19 protein-coding genes are annotated in these 16164 nt (G+C 43.9%); 14 read left to right on the plus strand and 5 right to left on the minus strand.

Annotated elements, in window-relative coordinates:
• Window positions 1–46 precede the first annotated feature (46 nt).
• Complete coding sequence (locus SLH55_RS16325) at window positions 47–1675, plus strand: M4 family metallopeptidase (RefSeq protein WP_413787108.1); 1629 nt, start codon at window positions 47–49, stop codon at window positions 1673–1675.
• 73 nt (window positions 1676–1748) lie between these two features.
• On the opposite strand, the gene SLH55_RS16330 is transcribed toward SLH55_RS16325, so the two are convergent.
• Complete coding sequence (locus SLH55_RS16330) at window positions 1749–1904, minus strand: hypothetical protein (RefSeq protein ID WP_206852436.1); 156 nt, start codon at window positions 1902–1904, stop codon at window positions 1749–1751.
• Window positions 1905–2005: 101 nt separating this feature from the next.
• Between SLH55_RS16330 and SLH55_RS16335 the strand changes: the two genes are divergently transcribed.
• From SLH55_RS16335 to SLH55_RS16365, 7 genes are all read left to right on the plus strand, one after another.
• A complete protein-coding gene (locus SLH55_RS16335) occupies window positions 2006–2434 on the plus strand; it encodes a DUF4257 domain-containing protein (protein ID WP_219168023.1) in 429 nt (142 codons plus the stop codon).
• On the plus strand, window positions 2400–2564 hold the full coding sequence (locus tag SLH55_RS16340; protein ID WP_179884839.1) for a hypothetical protein: 165 nt from the start codon (window positions 2400–2402) through the stop codon (window positions 2562–2564). The genes SLH55_RS16335 and SLH55_RS16340 overlap by 35 nt, the downstream gene beginning before the upstream one ends.
• Before the next feature lie 393 nt (window positions 2565–2957).
• A complete protein-coding gene (locus SLH55_RS16345; RefSeq protein ID WP_219168022.1) occupies window positions 2958–3524 on the plus strand; it encodes a thioredoxin family protein in 567 nt (188 codons plus the stop codon).
• A 181-nt stretch (window positions 3525–3705) separates the two neighbouring features.
• Entirely contained in the window at window positions 3706–4086 is a 381-nt protein-coding gene (locus tag SLH55_RS16350) for a helix-turn-helix domain-containing protein (RefSeq protein WP_219168021.1), read from the plus strand.
• A gap of 374 nt (window positions 4087–4460) precedes the next feature.
• Window positions 4461–5240 carry a class I SAM-dependent methyltransferase gene (locus SLH55_RS16355; protein ID WP_219168020.1) on the plus strand — a complete coding sequence of 260 codons (780 nt, stop codon included), beginning with the start codon at window positions 4461–4463 and terminating at the stop codon, window positions 5238–5240.
• Between the two features lie 14 nt (window positions 5241–5254).
• Window positions 5255–6052 (plus strand): arylamine N-acetyltransferase, encoded by a 798-nt coding sequence (locus SLH55_RS16360; RefSeq protein WP_257475046.1) that lies wholly within the window; start codon window positions 5255–5257, stop codon window positions 6050–6052.
• A gap of 366 nt (window positions 6053–6418) precedes the next feature.
• Entirely contained in the window at window positions 6419–7333 is a 915-nt protein-coding gene (locus SLH55_RS16365) for a diacylglycerol kinase (protein WP_219168019.1), read from the plus strand.
• A 556-nt stretch (window positions 7334–7889) separates the two neighbouring features.
• Here SLH55_RS16365 and SLH55_RS16370 read toward each other — a convergent pair.
• Entirely contained in the window at window positions 7890–8240 is a 351-nt protein-coding gene (locus SLH55_RS16370; protein ID WP_219168018.1) for a hypothetical protein, read from the minus strand.
• 257 nt (window positions 8241–8497) lie between these two features.
• On the opposite strand from SLH55_RS16370, the gene SLH55_RS16375 reads away from it, so the two are divergent.
• The 5 genes from SLH55_RS16375 (at window position 8498) to SLH55_RS16395 (ending at window position 11180) form a co-directional block, all read left to right on the plus strand.
• Window positions 8498–8803: an antibiotic biosynthesis monooxygenase family protein gene (locus tag SLH55_RS16375; protein WP_219168017.1), complete on the plus strand. Its 306-nt coding sequence runs from the start codon at window positions 8498–8500 to the stop codon at window positions 8801–8803.
• The gene (locus SLH55_RS16380) at window positions 8803–9174 is read left to right on the plus strand and encodes a hypothetical protein (protein ID WP_219168016.1); all 372 of its coding nucleotides are present in this window, start codon (window positions 8803–8805) and stop codon (window positions 9172–9174) included. The genes SLH55_RS16375 and SLH55_RS16380 overlap by 1 nt, the downstream gene beginning before the upstream one ends.
• Window positions 9175–9311: 137 nt before the next feature.
• The gene (rlmD, locus tag SLH55_RS16385; protein WP_320324013.1) at window positions 9312–10688 is read left to right on the plus strand and encodes a 23S rRNA (uracil(1939)-C(5))-methyltransferase RlmD; all 1377 of its coding nucleotides are present in this window, start codon (window positions 9312–9314) and stop codon (window positions 10686–10688) included.
• 20 nt (window positions 10689–10708) lie between these two features.
• Complete coding sequence (locus SLH55_RS16390; protein ID WP_320324014.1) at window positions 10709–10939, plus strand: excisionase family DNA-binding protein; 231 nt, start codon at window positions 10709–10711, stop codon at window positions 10937–10939.
• 43 nt (window positions 10940–10982) lie between these two features.
• The gene (locus SLH55_RS16395; protein WP_206852419.1) at window positions 10983–11180 is read left to right on the plus strand and encodes a YwbE family protein; all 198 of its coding nucleotides are present in this window, start codon (window positions 10983–10985) and stop codon (window positions 11178–11180) included.
• Between the two features lie 169 nt (window positions 11181–11349).
• On the opposite strand, the gene SLH55_RS16400 is transcribed toward SLH55_RS16395, so the two are convergent.
• The 3 genes from SLH55_RS16400 to pxpB all read right to left on the minus strand — a co-directional run bounded on the left by SLH55_RS16400 (window position 11350) and on the right by pxpB (window position 14291).
• The gene (locus tag SLH55_RS16400) at window positions 11350–12492 is read right to left on the minus strand and encodes an NRAMP family divalent metal transporter (RefSeq protein WP_413787109.1); all 1143 of its coding nucleotides are present in this window, start codon (window positions 12490–12492) and stop codon (window positions 11350–11352) included.
• 78 nt (window positions 12493–12570) lie between these two features.
• Window positions 12571–13575 carry a biotin-dependent carboxyltransferase family protein gene (locus SLH55_RS16405; RefSeq protein WP_320324016.1) on the minus strand — a complete coding sequence of 335 codons (1005 nt, stop codon included), beginning with the start codon at window positions 13573–13575 and terminating at the stop codon, window positions 12571–12573.
• Window positions 13572–14291: a 5-oxoprolinase subunit PxpB gene (gene pxpB / locus SLH55_RS16410; protein WP_320324017.1), complete on the minus strand. Its 720-nt coding sequence runs from the start codon at window positions 14289–14291 to the stop codon at window positions 13572–13574. The genes SLH55_RS16405 and pxpB overlap by 4 nt, the downstream gene beginning before the upstream one ends.
• 544 nt (window positions 14292–14835) lie before the next feature.
• Here pxpB and SLH55_RS16415 point away from each other — a divergent pair.
• Window positions 14836–16026, plus strand: a complete 1191-nt coding sequence (locus tag SLH55_RS16415; protein WP_320324018.1) for an MFS transporter — start codon at window positions 14836–14838, stop codon at window positions 16024–16026.
• The last annotated feature ends 138 nt before the right edge of the window (window positions 16027–16164 follow it).

The raw sequence follows: 16164 nt of genomic DNA on the forward strand, positions 1-16164 counted from the left end.
GTAATTGAAGAAAAAAGTCGTTGCATTAGGATTAACAGCAGGATTGATGATGAGTCCGGTATTGGCACAAGAAGCATTTGGAGCTCCGAGTGTGAGTGAGAAAGTGAATTTCAATTCACAGATGGGGACTCCTCAATTTATTTCAGGTCAATTAACGAAGGCATCTTCAAAGGCTCCGGAAACCATCGTATTTGACTACTTAACGGAAAAACAAAAGACGTTCAAGTTTAAAGGGGATTCAAAATTATCATTCAAAGTAATAGAAAAGCAGAAAGATGACTTAGGATTTACATACCTTCGCATTCAGCAGGTGTATAAGGGAACTCCCGTTTATGGATCTGTTCTGACTGCCCACGTAAATAAAAAAGGAGTTCTCACAGCATTATCGGGGGCACCTGCGGCGAACCTGGATGAGAAACAAAACCTGAAACAAACGAAGAAACTATCTAAAAAAGAAGCTGTATCAACAGCTGAAAAGGATTTGATTAAGGCAGTAGGCAGTCAGCCTGATTATGAATACGCCCCTAAATCTGATTCAGTGATCTATGTGAAAGACGGGGAAGCGCATTATGCCTATCTCGTAAACTATAATTTCCTTGCACCGGAGCCAGGAAACTGGAACTATTTCGTGGATGCTGTCACAGGTGATATCCTTGGCAAAGTGAATGAGATCCATGAAGCAGGTAATGGAGCCGGTAAGCCTGGCGGCGGTGGGGGAGCCGTTGGAGGAACGGACACTGTCGGTTCTGGTAAGGGAGTATTAGGGGATACGAAATCACTCAATACGTACCTTTCTTCTTCAACCTATTATTTACAAGATCGTACGAGAGGGAATGGAATTTTCACATATGACGCATCAAACCGCACACGTCTTCCTGGCTCACTGTGGGCAGACAGCGATAATGTGTTTAACGCCAGCTACGACGCAGCCGCTGTCGATGCACATTATTATGCGGGAACCACGTACGATTATTATAAAAATACCCATAACCGAAATAGCTATGACGGAAATGGTGCAGCGTTGAAGTCAACGGTCCATTATGGCCGAAACTACAATAACGCATTTTGGAATGGGCAGCAGATGGTATACGGTGATGGGGATGGTTCTACGTTCGTATCATTATCAGGTGGACTTGATGTCATTGCCCATGAGCTGACGCATGCCGTAACGGATACGACAGCAGATCTGATCTATCAAAATGAGTCAGGTGCCATTAATGAATCCATGTCCGATATTTTTGGAACATTGGTAGAATTCGATGCCAATAATAATCCTGATTGGGAAATCGGGGAAGATATCTATACACCGAATAAAAGTGGAGATGCACTTCGCTCCATGTCTGATCCGGCTAAATACGGAGATCCAGACCACTATTCTGTAAGATACACAGGGACGCAAGACAACGGAGGAGTTCACATCAACAGTGGAATCGGAAATAAAGCGGCTTATCTGTTAAGTCAAGGTGGCACACATTACGGTGTGAAGGTGACAGGGATCGGAACGGCTAAGACAGGGAAGATTTATTACCGTGCCCTGACTCAATATTTAACACCAACATCAAACTTCAGTCAGCTTCGTTCGGCGGCAGTACAAGCGGCTACTGATATATATGGAGCAGGAAGTGCCGAGGTGGCAAGCGTGAATGCTGCGTATAACGCGGTAGGTGTCAACTAAATGTAGCGAGAGGAAGAAGGGCTGTAATGGCTCTTCTTTTTCTTTATATGAACCTCGATCCAAAATGACGATGTCAGACTTGCTTCCTTTTTGCCTTCTCAAGGATCTGTTTAGCTAAGCGGTAATACGTATCGGCTTCCACTTTCGATTCAGCCCTTTTTAACTGCATCATGTAATTTTGGAATCGAAGTTTGTCGACTGACGAGACTTTCATCACAATTTTTCTCATAATGGCGCTCCTTTAGTGGACAAAATTGCGTCCAATTATCTATTCTGAATTTTCTGTAAATAATATATAATAATAGTAAATGATTCCAGAGGGTGGATAGAATGTCCTTATTCGAAGTGATCTTGTTGCCAATGTTGATGGGTGGTATTGGAGGCTTAGGACATATTCTGGTTTTCAAAAATGGTCATTTCACTTTTCCAAGAAAATTTATTGATGATCAAGGTGAAAAACATTATCTCTTTGGCTCAACGAAGGATATTATCATAGGGGTCCTGGCAGGGTATCTGTCCGTGTTACCGGTAGTGGATACAGTACCGATCTGGTATGTGATCTACATTAGTTTATTATCAGGGATCGGGGGAAGTTCCGTTATCACCAGAAAAATTGAACAGAATTTAGCAAGTACCAAAGCAACCTATATTCAAGAGCTATCTCATTATCAGCTCGAACCGACCTCTAAGGGAGGATCTACAAACCATAATGAGGTGAAACCTGTTGGCGAAGTGGAAGAAAAAAAGAATCAAGGTTGAACTGCCACCAGAAGACTATGAAAAAGCGAACCACTATCTAAAGAGACTGAAGGAGGCAGATAGCCTAGTCGAGCTGAACTACTACTACAATAAAGTGGCAAAAATAATTGAGAAATCACAGGATGTTTAAGATGGTTCAATGGAAAGAGTCGTCCTATAATCATTTATTTTAACCGAAAAATGTGAGGATGAAACTGACAATTGAGTCAGCTTTTTTTCTGTCAAAAAAAGATGTATGAAAGATATATCTCTTTTCCATACTTACCTATTTCCGCCCCCTCTGGAAGATAGGTTATAGGAGTAGCGTAACGCAGCTATTCCTTTTTTCATGAGCTTCGTCAGGGAGCAGTTCATTGGCACCTGTTCACAGAGTTGCTTTTCTTATATTATATTCCTACAGGCATAATCGTACAATTGAAATTTTAAGCGGATTTCCCTTGTGGATGAAAAGAAATATGAATATGCTAGAGAGAGTAGCGGATAGTGATTCACCGTTATGTGAACCTCTGGAGGAGGAAGAAGAATGAACTTGGAACAATGGTTTGAAAAAGGTATGACATCAAGTGAATACATAGATAATATGAATGTGCATAAAGAAAATACAGAGACCATCCGGAAGGGCTTTAGAATTCCCGTGGAGGATGTAGAAGTGTTGAATCAACTTGGAGGGCACTCATTACGTGTCTTAGTGATAACAGAGGATTGGTGTGGGGATGCCATGCTGAATATCCCGATCCTTCTGAACGTGGCGGAGGCGGCAAATCTGGAGGTTCGAATGATACTGCGGGACGAGAACCTCGAATTGATGGATCAGTATTTAACCAACGGAACGTCCAGGGCGATCCCAATATTCATTTTCATCGATCAAGAAGGAAATGAAAAGCTGGTGTGGGGCCCGAGAGCGCCTATGGTGAAGAAGATCGTGGATGATGAGCGGGCCAAGCTTCCACCGAAGGATCATGAGCTTTTCCCTGAAAAGCAGAAAGAAATGATTCAACGCCTGACCTCTCAATACTGTAAGGATAGAGGGGTATGGCAGGAAGTGTACGATAGCTTGAAGACAAGTCTGGTTCAAAACGTATTGATGTAAGTCGTTTGAAATAAAAGGAAGGCTTCGGAAGATTCCGAGCCTTCTTTTTTTAAGGATAGGGTGCTTCAATCCTGTACTCAAAATGAAATGGTAATAAATACCCGTTGGCATGGTATTTATTGCCGGTTCACGAATGTCTATATTCACGTTAATATGGTATAGGATGAGGAGTTGAAGCATCATGATTCACCAAAAGACAAATACGATAGTAATAGAAGCGCTAAATAAATTTCCCCATAAAATTCACATTAAATTGGGAGAGATCCTGCGCGAAAGAGGATTGACTCAAGGCGATCTCCATCGCTTAACAGGATTAAGAGTAGCGACGATCAATGAGTTAGTGAACTTCAAGAAGAAATCCTTAACGGTCGCTCATCTTGTATCCATCATGATCGCCCTTAGAATTACAGACATTCGTGAACTTATTGAAATAGAATTTGACCAGGAAGTACAAGACTACTTCAATGAAGAAAATCAACGGATGAAAAACGGATTCACTCCAGACCTGACCAAAACCGCCGAACAAAACGTAAAGCGGATCGCAGCAGGAGCAAACAACTAAAGAACACCACATACCAAACGGTCTTCTCAAACGGTCATCTCAGATGACCGTTTTTTTTTAGGGACGGACCTCTGTTTCGCAGCTATTCCCCCGGATTAAATGATAGAAATATAATATCCAACAAGGTTTAATACCGTACATAATAGGATAATTTCATATAGTAAACGTTAGTTTAATAGAAGCAATATTATGACGATATAAAGAGCATCAAGGTCCGTCCCTCTGCAGGAATTTCTCTCGGGGATACAGAATGTAGTAGGTATGCATGGCAGCAGGTTTGATGGCTGTTCGGGCAGTCGGATTTGTGATGGAGTTGACATGAAATCGTAACGTTCAGTAGAGTGAAAATCAATTATGATAGGGGAAGAGAGTGAATGACAGTGAATTTTGGTAATGTGACCTCCCGTTACGCTGCGTCTTGTGATGATATTCCACACCGTTTCTTTGATACGTTGAAGGTAAGGGGAATTGTGTGGGAAGGTAGGAAAGTGGCTGAAATCGGTTCGGGTACGGGCAGCCTGACCAGAAAGCTTCATAAGCGTGGAGCCGAGGTCATAGGTGTCGAGCCTTCGATTGACATGAGGGAAACAGCCAAGACGTTGGAAAGTAAACTTTACTTGGAAATCCCATATCTGACGGGGACGGCTGAATCAACGAATTTGCCGGACAACTATTATGATATTACGATGATCCACAGAAGCTGGGATTTATTCGATCGGACGAAAGCAATCCATGAAATCAAGCGGATTTTGAAGGATAATGGAACGTTCATTGTAAGTGATTCAAGCTTCCTTATGACCCATGAAGTCGTGCAGGACACGATGACATTCTTAAATGAACATGTCGATATGACACTCCCCGATACAAAAGCTGATCCTGCGGGTCAGGTAAATGGATTTCCCGTGGAGTGGTTGTTAGAATGGCAGCAGGCTGATTTTACGATTAAGGATTTTTATACCTTTTCCTATATGGTCGATTTTACCTTGCAGTCCTGGTGCGATCGTGTGGGATCCCTTTACTGGCTTTCTCACTTGGATGACACGGAGAAAGAAGGATTACTGCAATCATTACATACCTTCTTATCCAGGCGTTACGATTCCCTCCAGGAGTTTACTCTTCAGCACCAGTTTACAGTCTGCCTGATGAAAAAGTAGAAAGAGTGATCGGATTGGAAGCAGTAAAGAAATATGTAGATTACTTAAATATGGATATTGAGACCCCGACTTTAAACTATTTGCAGCGGCTGATCCAACAGCATTTAATACGGATTCCCTATGAAACGTTCAGTAAGTTTTATTATTTTTCCAAAGGGGAATCCTTCGTGCCCTCGTTAGAGACATTCGCCGAAAACCTTCACCTGAAAGGGTGGGGAGGAACCTGCTTTACTTTAAACATCAACTTCGGCAGGCTATTGAAAGAGTTAGGCTTTCACTGTCAATTTGTCAGAGTGAATCCTGGTCACCTGGGATTGATGATATCGATTGATAACCGGAAGCTGTATGTTGATGTGGGATACGGTTCTCCCATCATGAAGCCTGTCGAGCTTGAAGCAAGGCAGAGGCATCTTCTTCACGGGTTTGGGGAGGAGATCATTTTCACCCAGAAAGATATCCGGGAATTTGAAGTGGATCGCCGTTCAAATGGGAAGACGTTTGTGAAAAAGACCATCGAGTGGGTTCCGCTTGAGGAAGACGAATTGGAATCGGATATTCAAGCTTCCTACATGGATTCAGATGATAATATCACCATGAGGAGGATCACGGCCGTCCGTTTTCAGGGTAATCAGTGCTACTTCCTGCGTAACCAGACGTTGAAGGTGATGACCTACCGGAATATTCGGGAATATCACATGAAGGATATCGATAAATGGAAAGATGTCATCGGTGAAGTCTACCATTTTGATATGCATTCTCTCGAGGAATCCATCCAGTTCTTACAAAAGCGGAACATTAAGCTATTTCCATAGCCGTACAGAATATCGGGATGATATTCTGTACGGCTTTTTGGTTGTGTTCATGTTTGGGGCAATGGGACTACTCTAATTCAGGATCCCATATCATAAAATAGTATAAAACGCGCGGGTTTTCGCCCTGATTCCATTTATGTATTATTTTTGACAATCTCATCGAAAGACCATTATCTGGATGGGGAATTTCATATTTCATTAGATTTTTCCACTGAAAAGAGTTATGATATTGACCGGTGGACGATTTGAAATAATCCTGCCTTTACAACACATTTTGCATGAATAATTTAATTTGGTATATGATGTTAAAAGATGGTATATAAATGGACGAGTTTTTCTGAATTAATACAGATTAGGATGATGGGTATGAAACGAGCACGAATTATATACAATCCTACTTCGGGACGGGAGCTTTTTAAAAAGCACTTGGCTGAAGTATTAATCAAGCTTGAGCAGGCAGGTTATGAAACCTCTGTACACGCGACCATATGTGAAGGGGATGCGACCGAAGCGGCACGCATTGCTGTTGAACGGCAATATGATATCGTTGTGGCTGCCGGTGGGGACGGTACGTTAAACGAAGTCGTCAATGGATTGGCCGAACAGGACTACCGTCCGAAGCTTGGAATCGTTCCGATGGGAACAACCAATGACTTCGCCCGGGCCCTGCACATTCCAAAGGATATCAGTTCTGCCATAGATGTGATTACGAAAGGTGAAACCATCCCCGTCGATATCGGACGCATGAATGAACGTTATTTCATCAATATCGCAGGCGGTGGAAGAATCACTGAATTGACCTATGAAGTGCCGAGTAAGCTGAAAACCATGATGGGACAGCTTGCTTATTACTTAAAAGGGATTGAAATGCTGCCTTCAATCAAGCCGACAGACGTATCGATCGAATATGACGGAAAGCTATTTGAAGGAGAAGCAATGCTCTTCCTGATCGGACTGACCAACTCGGTGGGGGGGTTCGAGAAACTGGCTCCGGATGCTTCAATCAATGATGGCTTATTTTCTCTCCTGATTCTGAAGAAAACGAATCTGGCAGAATTTATCCGTATCGCGTCCCTGGCAGTACGCGGCGAACACGTAAATGACCCGAACGTCATTTACACCCAGGCCAATCGAATTAAAATCAAGGCGAAAGAAAAGGTGCAGCTCAATGTAGACGGTGAGCTTGGAGGAGTCCTCCCTGCAGAATTCGAGAACCTCTATCGTCATCTCCAAGTATTCGTTCCACTTGATAAGATCCGCCCGGAAGATAAAGCTGAATAATATAAAAAAAGGAATGCCGTGGTGGCATTCCTTTTTTTATGTTAACAATGACTATGATTTGCACCTGCTCTGTCATAGAGTGTTTGCAGGAGAGTGAGGGGAACTGCTCCTGATTGCAGCTACCGATCGACCACGTCTTCTAAGCACAGTGCGCTTCCGGGAACTCGCCATGAGTTTATGCAGTTCTCCTCATCCTCTATACAAGTTTGCCGTAACAGAGCTAAATGAATAGACATAAAATCAAGCAATTTAGATAAAAAACTCCGTTGATTGGAGCGGAAGGTGCTCGACTCCTGCGGGAAACAACGAAAAGCGGAGGCGGCTTGCTCAGCCCCGACAAGCATAAGATGAATGGGCTGGGAAGGCGTTTTTTGCCTTCTTGGACCATTTAGCTTATGACCTCGAGGGGCTAGCCGCCGGAGCTGGACAAGGGAAGGACACCTCTTCTAGCCGAGGAGGCTCAACTCACGCCCCGCGGAAAGCGAGCACCTGGAGCGGAAATCAACTGCTACTCGCTGCTTAAAAACCACGTTTAATCTATATATTCGTCCTGAAATCAATTGACAAGTAAAAACACAAAAAAAGTCAAAGGGAATCCAATTAAAAATCCCCACCCAATTTGCTGCTTATGACGGAAAGGAACCTTCCTGACAACCCATGATAAGATGTGGGCGATGATCACAAAGGCAAAGACCCAGATCAATTGCCCCACCACGAACACGAATAAATAAGCCAGGATCGATTCTTTATTAAGCAAAAGGGATATCCCGAATCCAAAGGTTAAAGTCAAAAAGGTGAGTCCGATCAATATATAAGGAAGCCACCATCTTCTCGACTTGAGAGCAAATAAAACTCCAAGGAAGACATTTCCGACGAGTATAAGGTTCACTATGATGTCTGGGTTCATATTTATCTACCTTCTCTTTCTAGAATTGTTGCACATACCATTGTACCCTTTGTAGATCGGATGAAACGCGGTAAGTTTTAACATACTATCAAGTAAAATGAAATACTACTTGAATCTGTTTAATTTCTAAATCGATTGTCTTATAAGGTGAGAATCAGTAGTTGTCTGTTAAATTTTGTATTCCCTGGCACGGAAGGATTGTGTTACAGTGAATAAAAAGCATATCGGATAATGTGCCACTAAGAAGGGTGAATTCAATGTATATCGTACATTCAACATTTGTAGTTCCTGATGAAAAGGCGGAGGAAGTAATTTCAATCTATCATTCCCGTTCAGGTCTTGTGGATGAGGCGGAAGGATTTCAGAGGTTCCTTCTCCTTCAAAATGATAAAAAACCGGGAGAGATCACGGTCCATATGGAATGGGATACGAAGGAGCACTTTATGACCTGGGTGAAGAGTGAAGACTATAAGCGTATTCATGATCTGGAAAAGAAATATCCTGATCAAGAGCTGGCTTCTATCATTCCATCCATCGATCGTTACAAGGTGGTGGCGTACTAATGGATAATAAGTATAAAAATGTCATAGATATAGCAGTTGAAAAGTTGTATGAGCGCTATCCTGAATTGGACGAAAGGTTCGGGGAAGCCGGAAGAAAGAAGTGCTACGAGGATAATATCCATCACTTCAATTATCTGGAGTCCGCTGCAGATGTAGGTGAAGCGAAGGTATTTTCCGATTATGCCCTTTGGCTGAACAGTGTGTTGGTCAGCAGGGGGATGAAATCAGATCACCTCATTGATAATTTCAACTGTATCATGGAATCCCTAGACGAGACCGATGTTGAAAAGGGTAAAACCTTCGAGCTTTATCTGAAACAGGCAATCGAATCCATCCGTACCGCAGACAGAGAAAATCTCCCTTCAACATGAAAGCAGAAGCATCGGACCACAGTGTTCGATGCTTTTTTTACAAAGAGAGGGACGGACCTCCAACCATTTCATTCTCCTTCCCCATTTATGGTACAATCAGTAGAGTCTTAAAAAGGAATTCGTAAAGGAAGATAACCGTGAGTAAAAAAGCACCCGTTCAAAAAAATGATTATATAGATAAAGCCGTATTTGAAGATCTGACCCATGACGGAAATGGCGTCACCAAAGTAGACGGTTACCCATTATTCGTTCCCAATGCCCTTCCAGGAGAAGAAGGTCAGGTAAAGGTCGTGAAAACGAGCAAAGGATACGGTTTCGGAAGACTGTCAGAACGCACGAAGGAAAGTCCGTTTCGCCAGGAACCTCCATGTCCGATATACAAGGAATGCGGAGGATGCCAGATCCAGCATATGACCTATGAAGGTCAGTTGGAAGCGAAGGAAAAGAATGTCCGTGACGTGATGCAGCGTATCGGGAAACTTTATGATGTCAGCGTACACCCGGTCCTTGGAATGGAAGAACCGTGGCGCTACCGCAACAAAGCCCAGGTCCCTGTAGGGGAAAAGGACGGGCGGTTTGTAGCCGGATTCTATCAAAAGCGGAGTCATGAAATTATCGATATGGATAAATGTATCATTCAATATGAAAAAAATGATGAAGTGATCCAACATGTGAAGGATATATGCGAGAAACTTGAGGTCCGTCCCTATGATGAAAAGAGCCATAAAGGGACGCTGCGCCATATTATGACCCGGACGGCGTATACGACGGGTGAAGTTATGGTGGTACTGGTCACGCGGACGCCTGAGCTTCCTCATAAGAAGGCCATCGTTGAAGCTCTTACCGAAAATATTGAAGGATTGAAATCAATCGTTCAAAATGTGAACCCTAAAAGGACAAACGTGATCATGGGAGACAGCACCACTGTTCTATGGGGAGAAGACGTCATCCACGATTATATCGGGGATGTTAAATTTGCGATCTCCGCAAGATCTTTCTATCAGGTGAATCCGGAACAAACGAAAGTGCTTTATGATAAAGCATTAGAGTATGCGGATTTACAAGGAGAAGAAACGGTCATTGATGCGTATTGCGGAATTGGGACGATCTCCCTTTTCCTCGCTCAAAAGGCCAAGAAGGTGTTCGGAGTCGAAATTGTCCCTCAGGCGATTGAAGACGCAAAGCAAAATGCTGCGTTGAATGATATGCAGAATGTGGAATTCAAATCGGGCCCTGCGGAAGTGGTTATTCCCGATTGGTATAAAGAAGGGGTTAAAGCGGACGTTCTTGTTGTGGATCCTCCACGAAAGGGCTGTGATGAAGCACTTCTGGATACAATCCTTGCCATGAAGCCTAAGCGTGTCGTCTATGTATCGTGTAATCCTGCGACACTTGCCCGGGATCTTAGAATCCTGGAAGATGGGGGATATAAAACAACAGAGGTTCAACCTGTTGATATGTTCCCTCAGACCATGCACTGTGAAGCCGTTGCGAAGATAGAGTTAGTCGAATAACAAAGTGAGGGATTAAACCAATGTATCTCACCATTAAAGAAACAGCCGAATATTTGTCCCTGCCAGAATCGTATATTGAAAACCTTGTGCAGCAAAGAAAAGTAAGGGCTGTCCATGACGGGGAACAATATTTACTATACCGGGATCAATTCAATCAGCATCTCGAGCAAATGGAAAAAATGAAGCGGCAGCTCGCAGAATATCTAAGTGAACCGATCCCTGAAGATATCGATGTTAAGGATGAAGACTAATCCTTTGTGATTCAAGAAATCAACTGAAGAAATGGAGAATACAATGAGCGGACAACAGCGTTCCAATATTAAACCGGGTCTTGAAGTGGACATCGTCCTGAAAAAAGACCAGCGAACAGATAAACTGACACGTGGGATTGTGAAAGATATTCTAACCAATTCACCGAATCATCCACACGGAATCAAAGTCCGATTAACAGATGGACAGGTTGGCCGTGTGAAACATATTATCCAGAAATAAGAGGCCGTTGGGGTCTCTTTTTTTCTATGTCTTGAAAAGTGATGTACCTGGTACATTTTGATTGGATTGTACCGGGTACAAGAAGATTGGATTGTACCGGGTACAAAAAAGTCAGCTGACACAAAAAAGACCTCGATCTCCTCATGGGATCGAGGTCTTTCCATTTTGCTTAACTAAATAACTTCGGAATGCCTTGAATCAACGAGTACACACCCATATAGGACATGGCTACGACGATCAATACACCGAATATAGTCATCCAAACCGGATGCTTGTAGTCACCGACGATTTTAGCTTTATGAGCGGCAATCAGCATGACGCCCAATGCGATCGGAAGGATCAATCCATTAAGAGAACCGACCAGGATCAAGATGGCGACCGGTTTACCAACAACCACGAATACAAGGGTAGATACTGTGATGAAGCCGACAATCAGCCATTTATGATACTTTTCCAAAAGGGGACTGAATGTCCTGATAAAGGATACCGATGTATAGGCTGCTCCTACGACGGAAGAAACAGCGGCAGACCACATGACTATTCCGAACATCTTGTAGCCGATATCCCCAGCAGCCAGCTGGAATACAGAGGCAGGGGGGTTGGACGGATCCAATGTGAACCCTTGTGCTACGATTCCCAATGCAGCAAGGAATAGGAAGATTCGCATGATGGAAGCAATCCCGATAGCTGAAACGGAGCTTTTCGTGATTTCAGGAAGTGCTTGTTTCCCTGTTATCCCCGCCTCTAACAATCGGTGACCCCCGGCGAATGTAATGTATCCCCCAACGGTCCCGCCGACCAGTGTGATAATGGCAAGGAAATCAATGGTATCCGGAGCAAATGTTTTCGTTACGGCCTCCCCGACAGGTGGATTCGCAGTAAACATGACGTATACCGTAAGAATGATCATCAAGAATCCAAGGATCTGGGCGAACCGATCCATCAATCTGCCAGCTTCCTTCACAAGGAAGATCCCGACAGCGACGATTCCACTGAACAATGCGCCCATCTCAGGAGAAATACCAAACAGGACGTTCGTTCCGAGGCCCGCTCCTGCAATGTTTCCGATGTTGAAAGCCAAGCCGCCGGCGACGATTAGAATGGCAAGGAAGTAGCCCAATCCAGGCAAAACATCGTTGGCGATATCCTGTGCCCTTTTTTCCGAAATGGCAATGATGCGCCAAATATTCAACTGAGCACCGATATCGATGAGAATGGATACTAAGATGACGAAACCGAAGCTTGCGGCAAGCTGCTCGGTGAACACGGTTGTTTGAGTCAGGAAGCCTGGCCCGATGGCGGATGTCGCCATCAGGAACGCGGCTCCTAATAAAAGACTGAAGTTCGATTTTTTCTTCAAGTGTTTCGCTCCTTTGCTGTCATGGTTATATTAAGAGGTGAATTTCAAGGCGATTCCTTGCTTCAAATGGCTTAATTGTCGTTCGCGGTCTATGTACAGTTCTTGAGCCTCTTCATGGGAGACCATAGTGAAACTGATCTCTTCCCCAGGCTTTGTTTGAGCAATGAGGGGAAGATCCACCGAAGCAATATATCCTATCCTCGGATAGCCGCCTGTTGTTTGACGATCAGCCAGGAGAATGATCGGCTTACCATCCGACGGAACCTGGATCGTCCCAAATACCACCGCTTCCGATATTAGATCGAATTCTTCTTGAAGCTTTAGGGACGGACCTTCCAGTCGGTATCCCATCCGGTCTGATTGAGAAGAAACCTTAAAGGCTTCGTTAAAAAATCGTTCGCGGCTTTCTTCAGAGAATAAATCATATTCCGTACCCGGGATCACTCGAATGACTTTCTTCTGATGATAGGACGAGATGAATTCAGATGAGATCGACCAATCAATCTCTGTGAAGTCACTGTGTTCTAGGTACGGTAGTAAATAGTCGATCATATTGGCGGATTCTTTGGTAATTGTTCCTGCTTCCAGGGTATCGCCTGGCTGAAGGGGCCGCCCATTCAATCCTCCGATACCGGCCCTTACATATGTGGATTTACTGTTCATGACGGTGTCAACATTAAATCCGCCTGCAACCGCCAGGTAACTGCGGCACCCGTTTGTGCATGCCCCGAATTTAAGGACACTGCCGGCTTTGATCAACAGCGACCTTCTTAAAGGAACGGGATTCCCATCAATGGTTGGAGAAAGATCTCCTCCACAGATTGAAATCAGGGTGGTTTCCTCGAATTTAAGGACTGGTCCCATCAATGTAATTTCAAGGACAGCTTCGTCCACCTCGTTCCCGACAAGAAGATTCGAGATTTTGTGGGCGAGTGGATCCATGCTTCCGCTTACGATGACACCATATTTTTGAAAGCCGAACCTTCCTGAGTCCTGGATGGTGGATAGGAGGCCGGGTTTGATGACATTAATCATTGTTCCTCCTCCAATGCTTTATATTCTTCAAGTGTGATCGGCTTGAAACGGATCCGGTCTCCCGCTTGGAGTAAGCTTGGGGAGTCGTCGTGATCCGGTCTGAATAGGTTTAAAGGTGTACGTCCGATCAGCTGCCATCCACCAGGTGTTTCGATGGGATATACCCCGGTTTGTTCCCCTGCGATTCCCACTGAGCCAGCCGGTATTTTCAGGCGTGGCGATTTCTTTCGGGGGGTTGCGATTTCCGGAGACATGCCTCCGATATAAGGGAAGCCGGGAGCGAAGCCGATCATGTATACGAGATAGTCTCCATTACTATGCTTTTTAATGATTTCTTCAGTGGACATTCGGTGATGATTGGCGACTTCTTCAAGGTCCGGTCCGAAGTCGCTACCATAACAGACGGGGATGTCGATGATTCGGGCTTCGACTTGTTCTGTCAACGTCAAGTGAGAAAGCATGTGTTCGATTTCAGAACAGACGACTGTATAGGGTAACGTATTCTGAAAGGGTTTATGAGATTCGATGATTTTTATCGGGTCATAATAGAGTGTGACAGTCGTAAAGGCAGGGACGTATTCCACAAGCCAGTTTGGTGTTTGGTTTTCGAACAGATTTGTTACCGCTTTCACATGTTCGTGAGTTTCTTGCTGTATTGAGCTTCCTAATTGGATTACGACTGCGTGATCGCCTGATGGGCGTATTGTATGATTCACAGGATTACCTCCATTCTTGTTTTGTATGATTATTAATACTGAAAAATAATTATGTATGAGTGGCCGCGCAAATAAGATTATTCAGAAATTTTGGCCATGTTGTTATTATAGTATAATTCTTTGTGTTTTCAATAAAAGGTTGGGAAATAGCAGATGGATTGGGTGAGATTAAGACTTTGAACCTAATGTGACTGTAGTCATTTTTTGGCTCATTAGTGTAAAACGTACGTTTTACCCGCCTTTCAGCTTAAGCTGAAAGGCCGGGTAGAGAAGGGCAACCGAAAGGAGCAAATGAATTTGCTCTTTCGGTTGCCCTTCTCTACCCGGAATGAGCAAAAAAACGGTTAAGAATAATTTTCCTTATAATAATGATTTTAAACGCAGCGATTTAGGAAATATTGTTTCTCATATTTTGTCAGAAACTTACATCATTCCGTTGTTTTAAATCGTATCGCAATTGTGTTTTGTGTGCTATTATTTAGTAATCCGAAATAATAACTTCATTAAATAATGAAGTGTGATAGATGGGAAGGGAGGTTTTTTCATGAAGGTGAAGGATCCTTTATGGACGAGGTCTTTTATTATGTTGATGGTGGGGAATTTGTTTGTGTTTATGTCGTTTCAGATGTTGATTCCGACGCTTCCGCCTTATATTAAATCGATTGGGGCTTCGGGGCTTGAAATCGGGTTGGTGACGACGTTATTTTCGATCGGTGCTGTGCTAAGCCGGCCGTTTATTGGTTTTATGTTGGAATACAGGGATAGGAAGCCCCTCGTATTAATCGGGGTCATCTCCTTATTGGCGATCACGGTGATCTATCCATTATCCAGTGTGGTTTTTATCTTCTTATTATTCCGTTTTGTCCACGGACTTGCGTGGGGCTGGTCGACAACGGTCAACGGAACGGCAGCGGTGGACGTGGTGCCCAAATCCCGTTTGGGTGAAGGGATGGGGTATTATGGCTTGTCGATTACAATCGGGATGATCATTGCTCCGAGTCTCGGAATCTATTTATTCCAGGTGACAACTTTCACGAAGTTGATCATCACATCAAGCGTACTTGGTGTCATTGCGATCATCTTGTTGGGCATCGTGCATTACCAGACCCCTCAAGTGGTTGAAGAAACAAAAAAGGAAGACTTGAAATTTTCTTATCTTGGCTCTTTAATCGAGAAATCGAGCTGGTTCCCGGCTTTCATTACGATCATGGTGACGTTTGGGTATGGGTCGATCGTGACCTTCATCGTCATCTTTGGGGAAGAGCGTGGCATTCAGCATATCTTCTTATTCTATTTGTGTAACGCAATCATGGCCTCTTTATCAAGGCCGATTGCCGGTAAATGGTTTGATGAACGGGGACCTAAGGGGCTTGTGCTATTCTGCATCGCGGTAACCTTCATCGGGATGTGGACGCTATCCTATGCTCATTCTGATTTCCTGATCGTCGTATCCGGCATTTTGTTTGGGGTTGGATTCGGGTCACTGATACCCACTCTTCAATCGTGGACATTGTCCATGACTCCCGATCATAGACGAGGAGTGGCGAACGGCATGTTTTTCTCCTCCATTGACCTTGGAATCGGGTTGAGCGGATTAGTATTCGGCGTCTTGGCTCAGTTTGTCGAGACAGGCGTACTGTTCCAAATCTCTAGCCTGTTCTTACTGATTGCCATGGCAGTGGCCATACTCGAAGGGCGTAAACACAAAAAGTTCTCTCACCAGACCTCCTCTTAGTTTGAGGGCGCCTGAACGGTGGTAAGTATAAAGGACTATCTGTTTTGAATGGGCATCAAAGCCTTTCGTAACGGATGGTCCTTTCTTCTGTAATGGATGTGATTCCATTGAATCACAGTAGAAAGTAACAATCGGAAT

Origin of the sequence: Rossellomorea sp. YZS02 (assembly GCF_033963925.1) — a bacterium.
In the GTDB taxonomy this organism is placed as follows: Bacteria; Bacillota; Bacilli; order Bacillales; family Bacillaceae_B; genus Rossellomorea.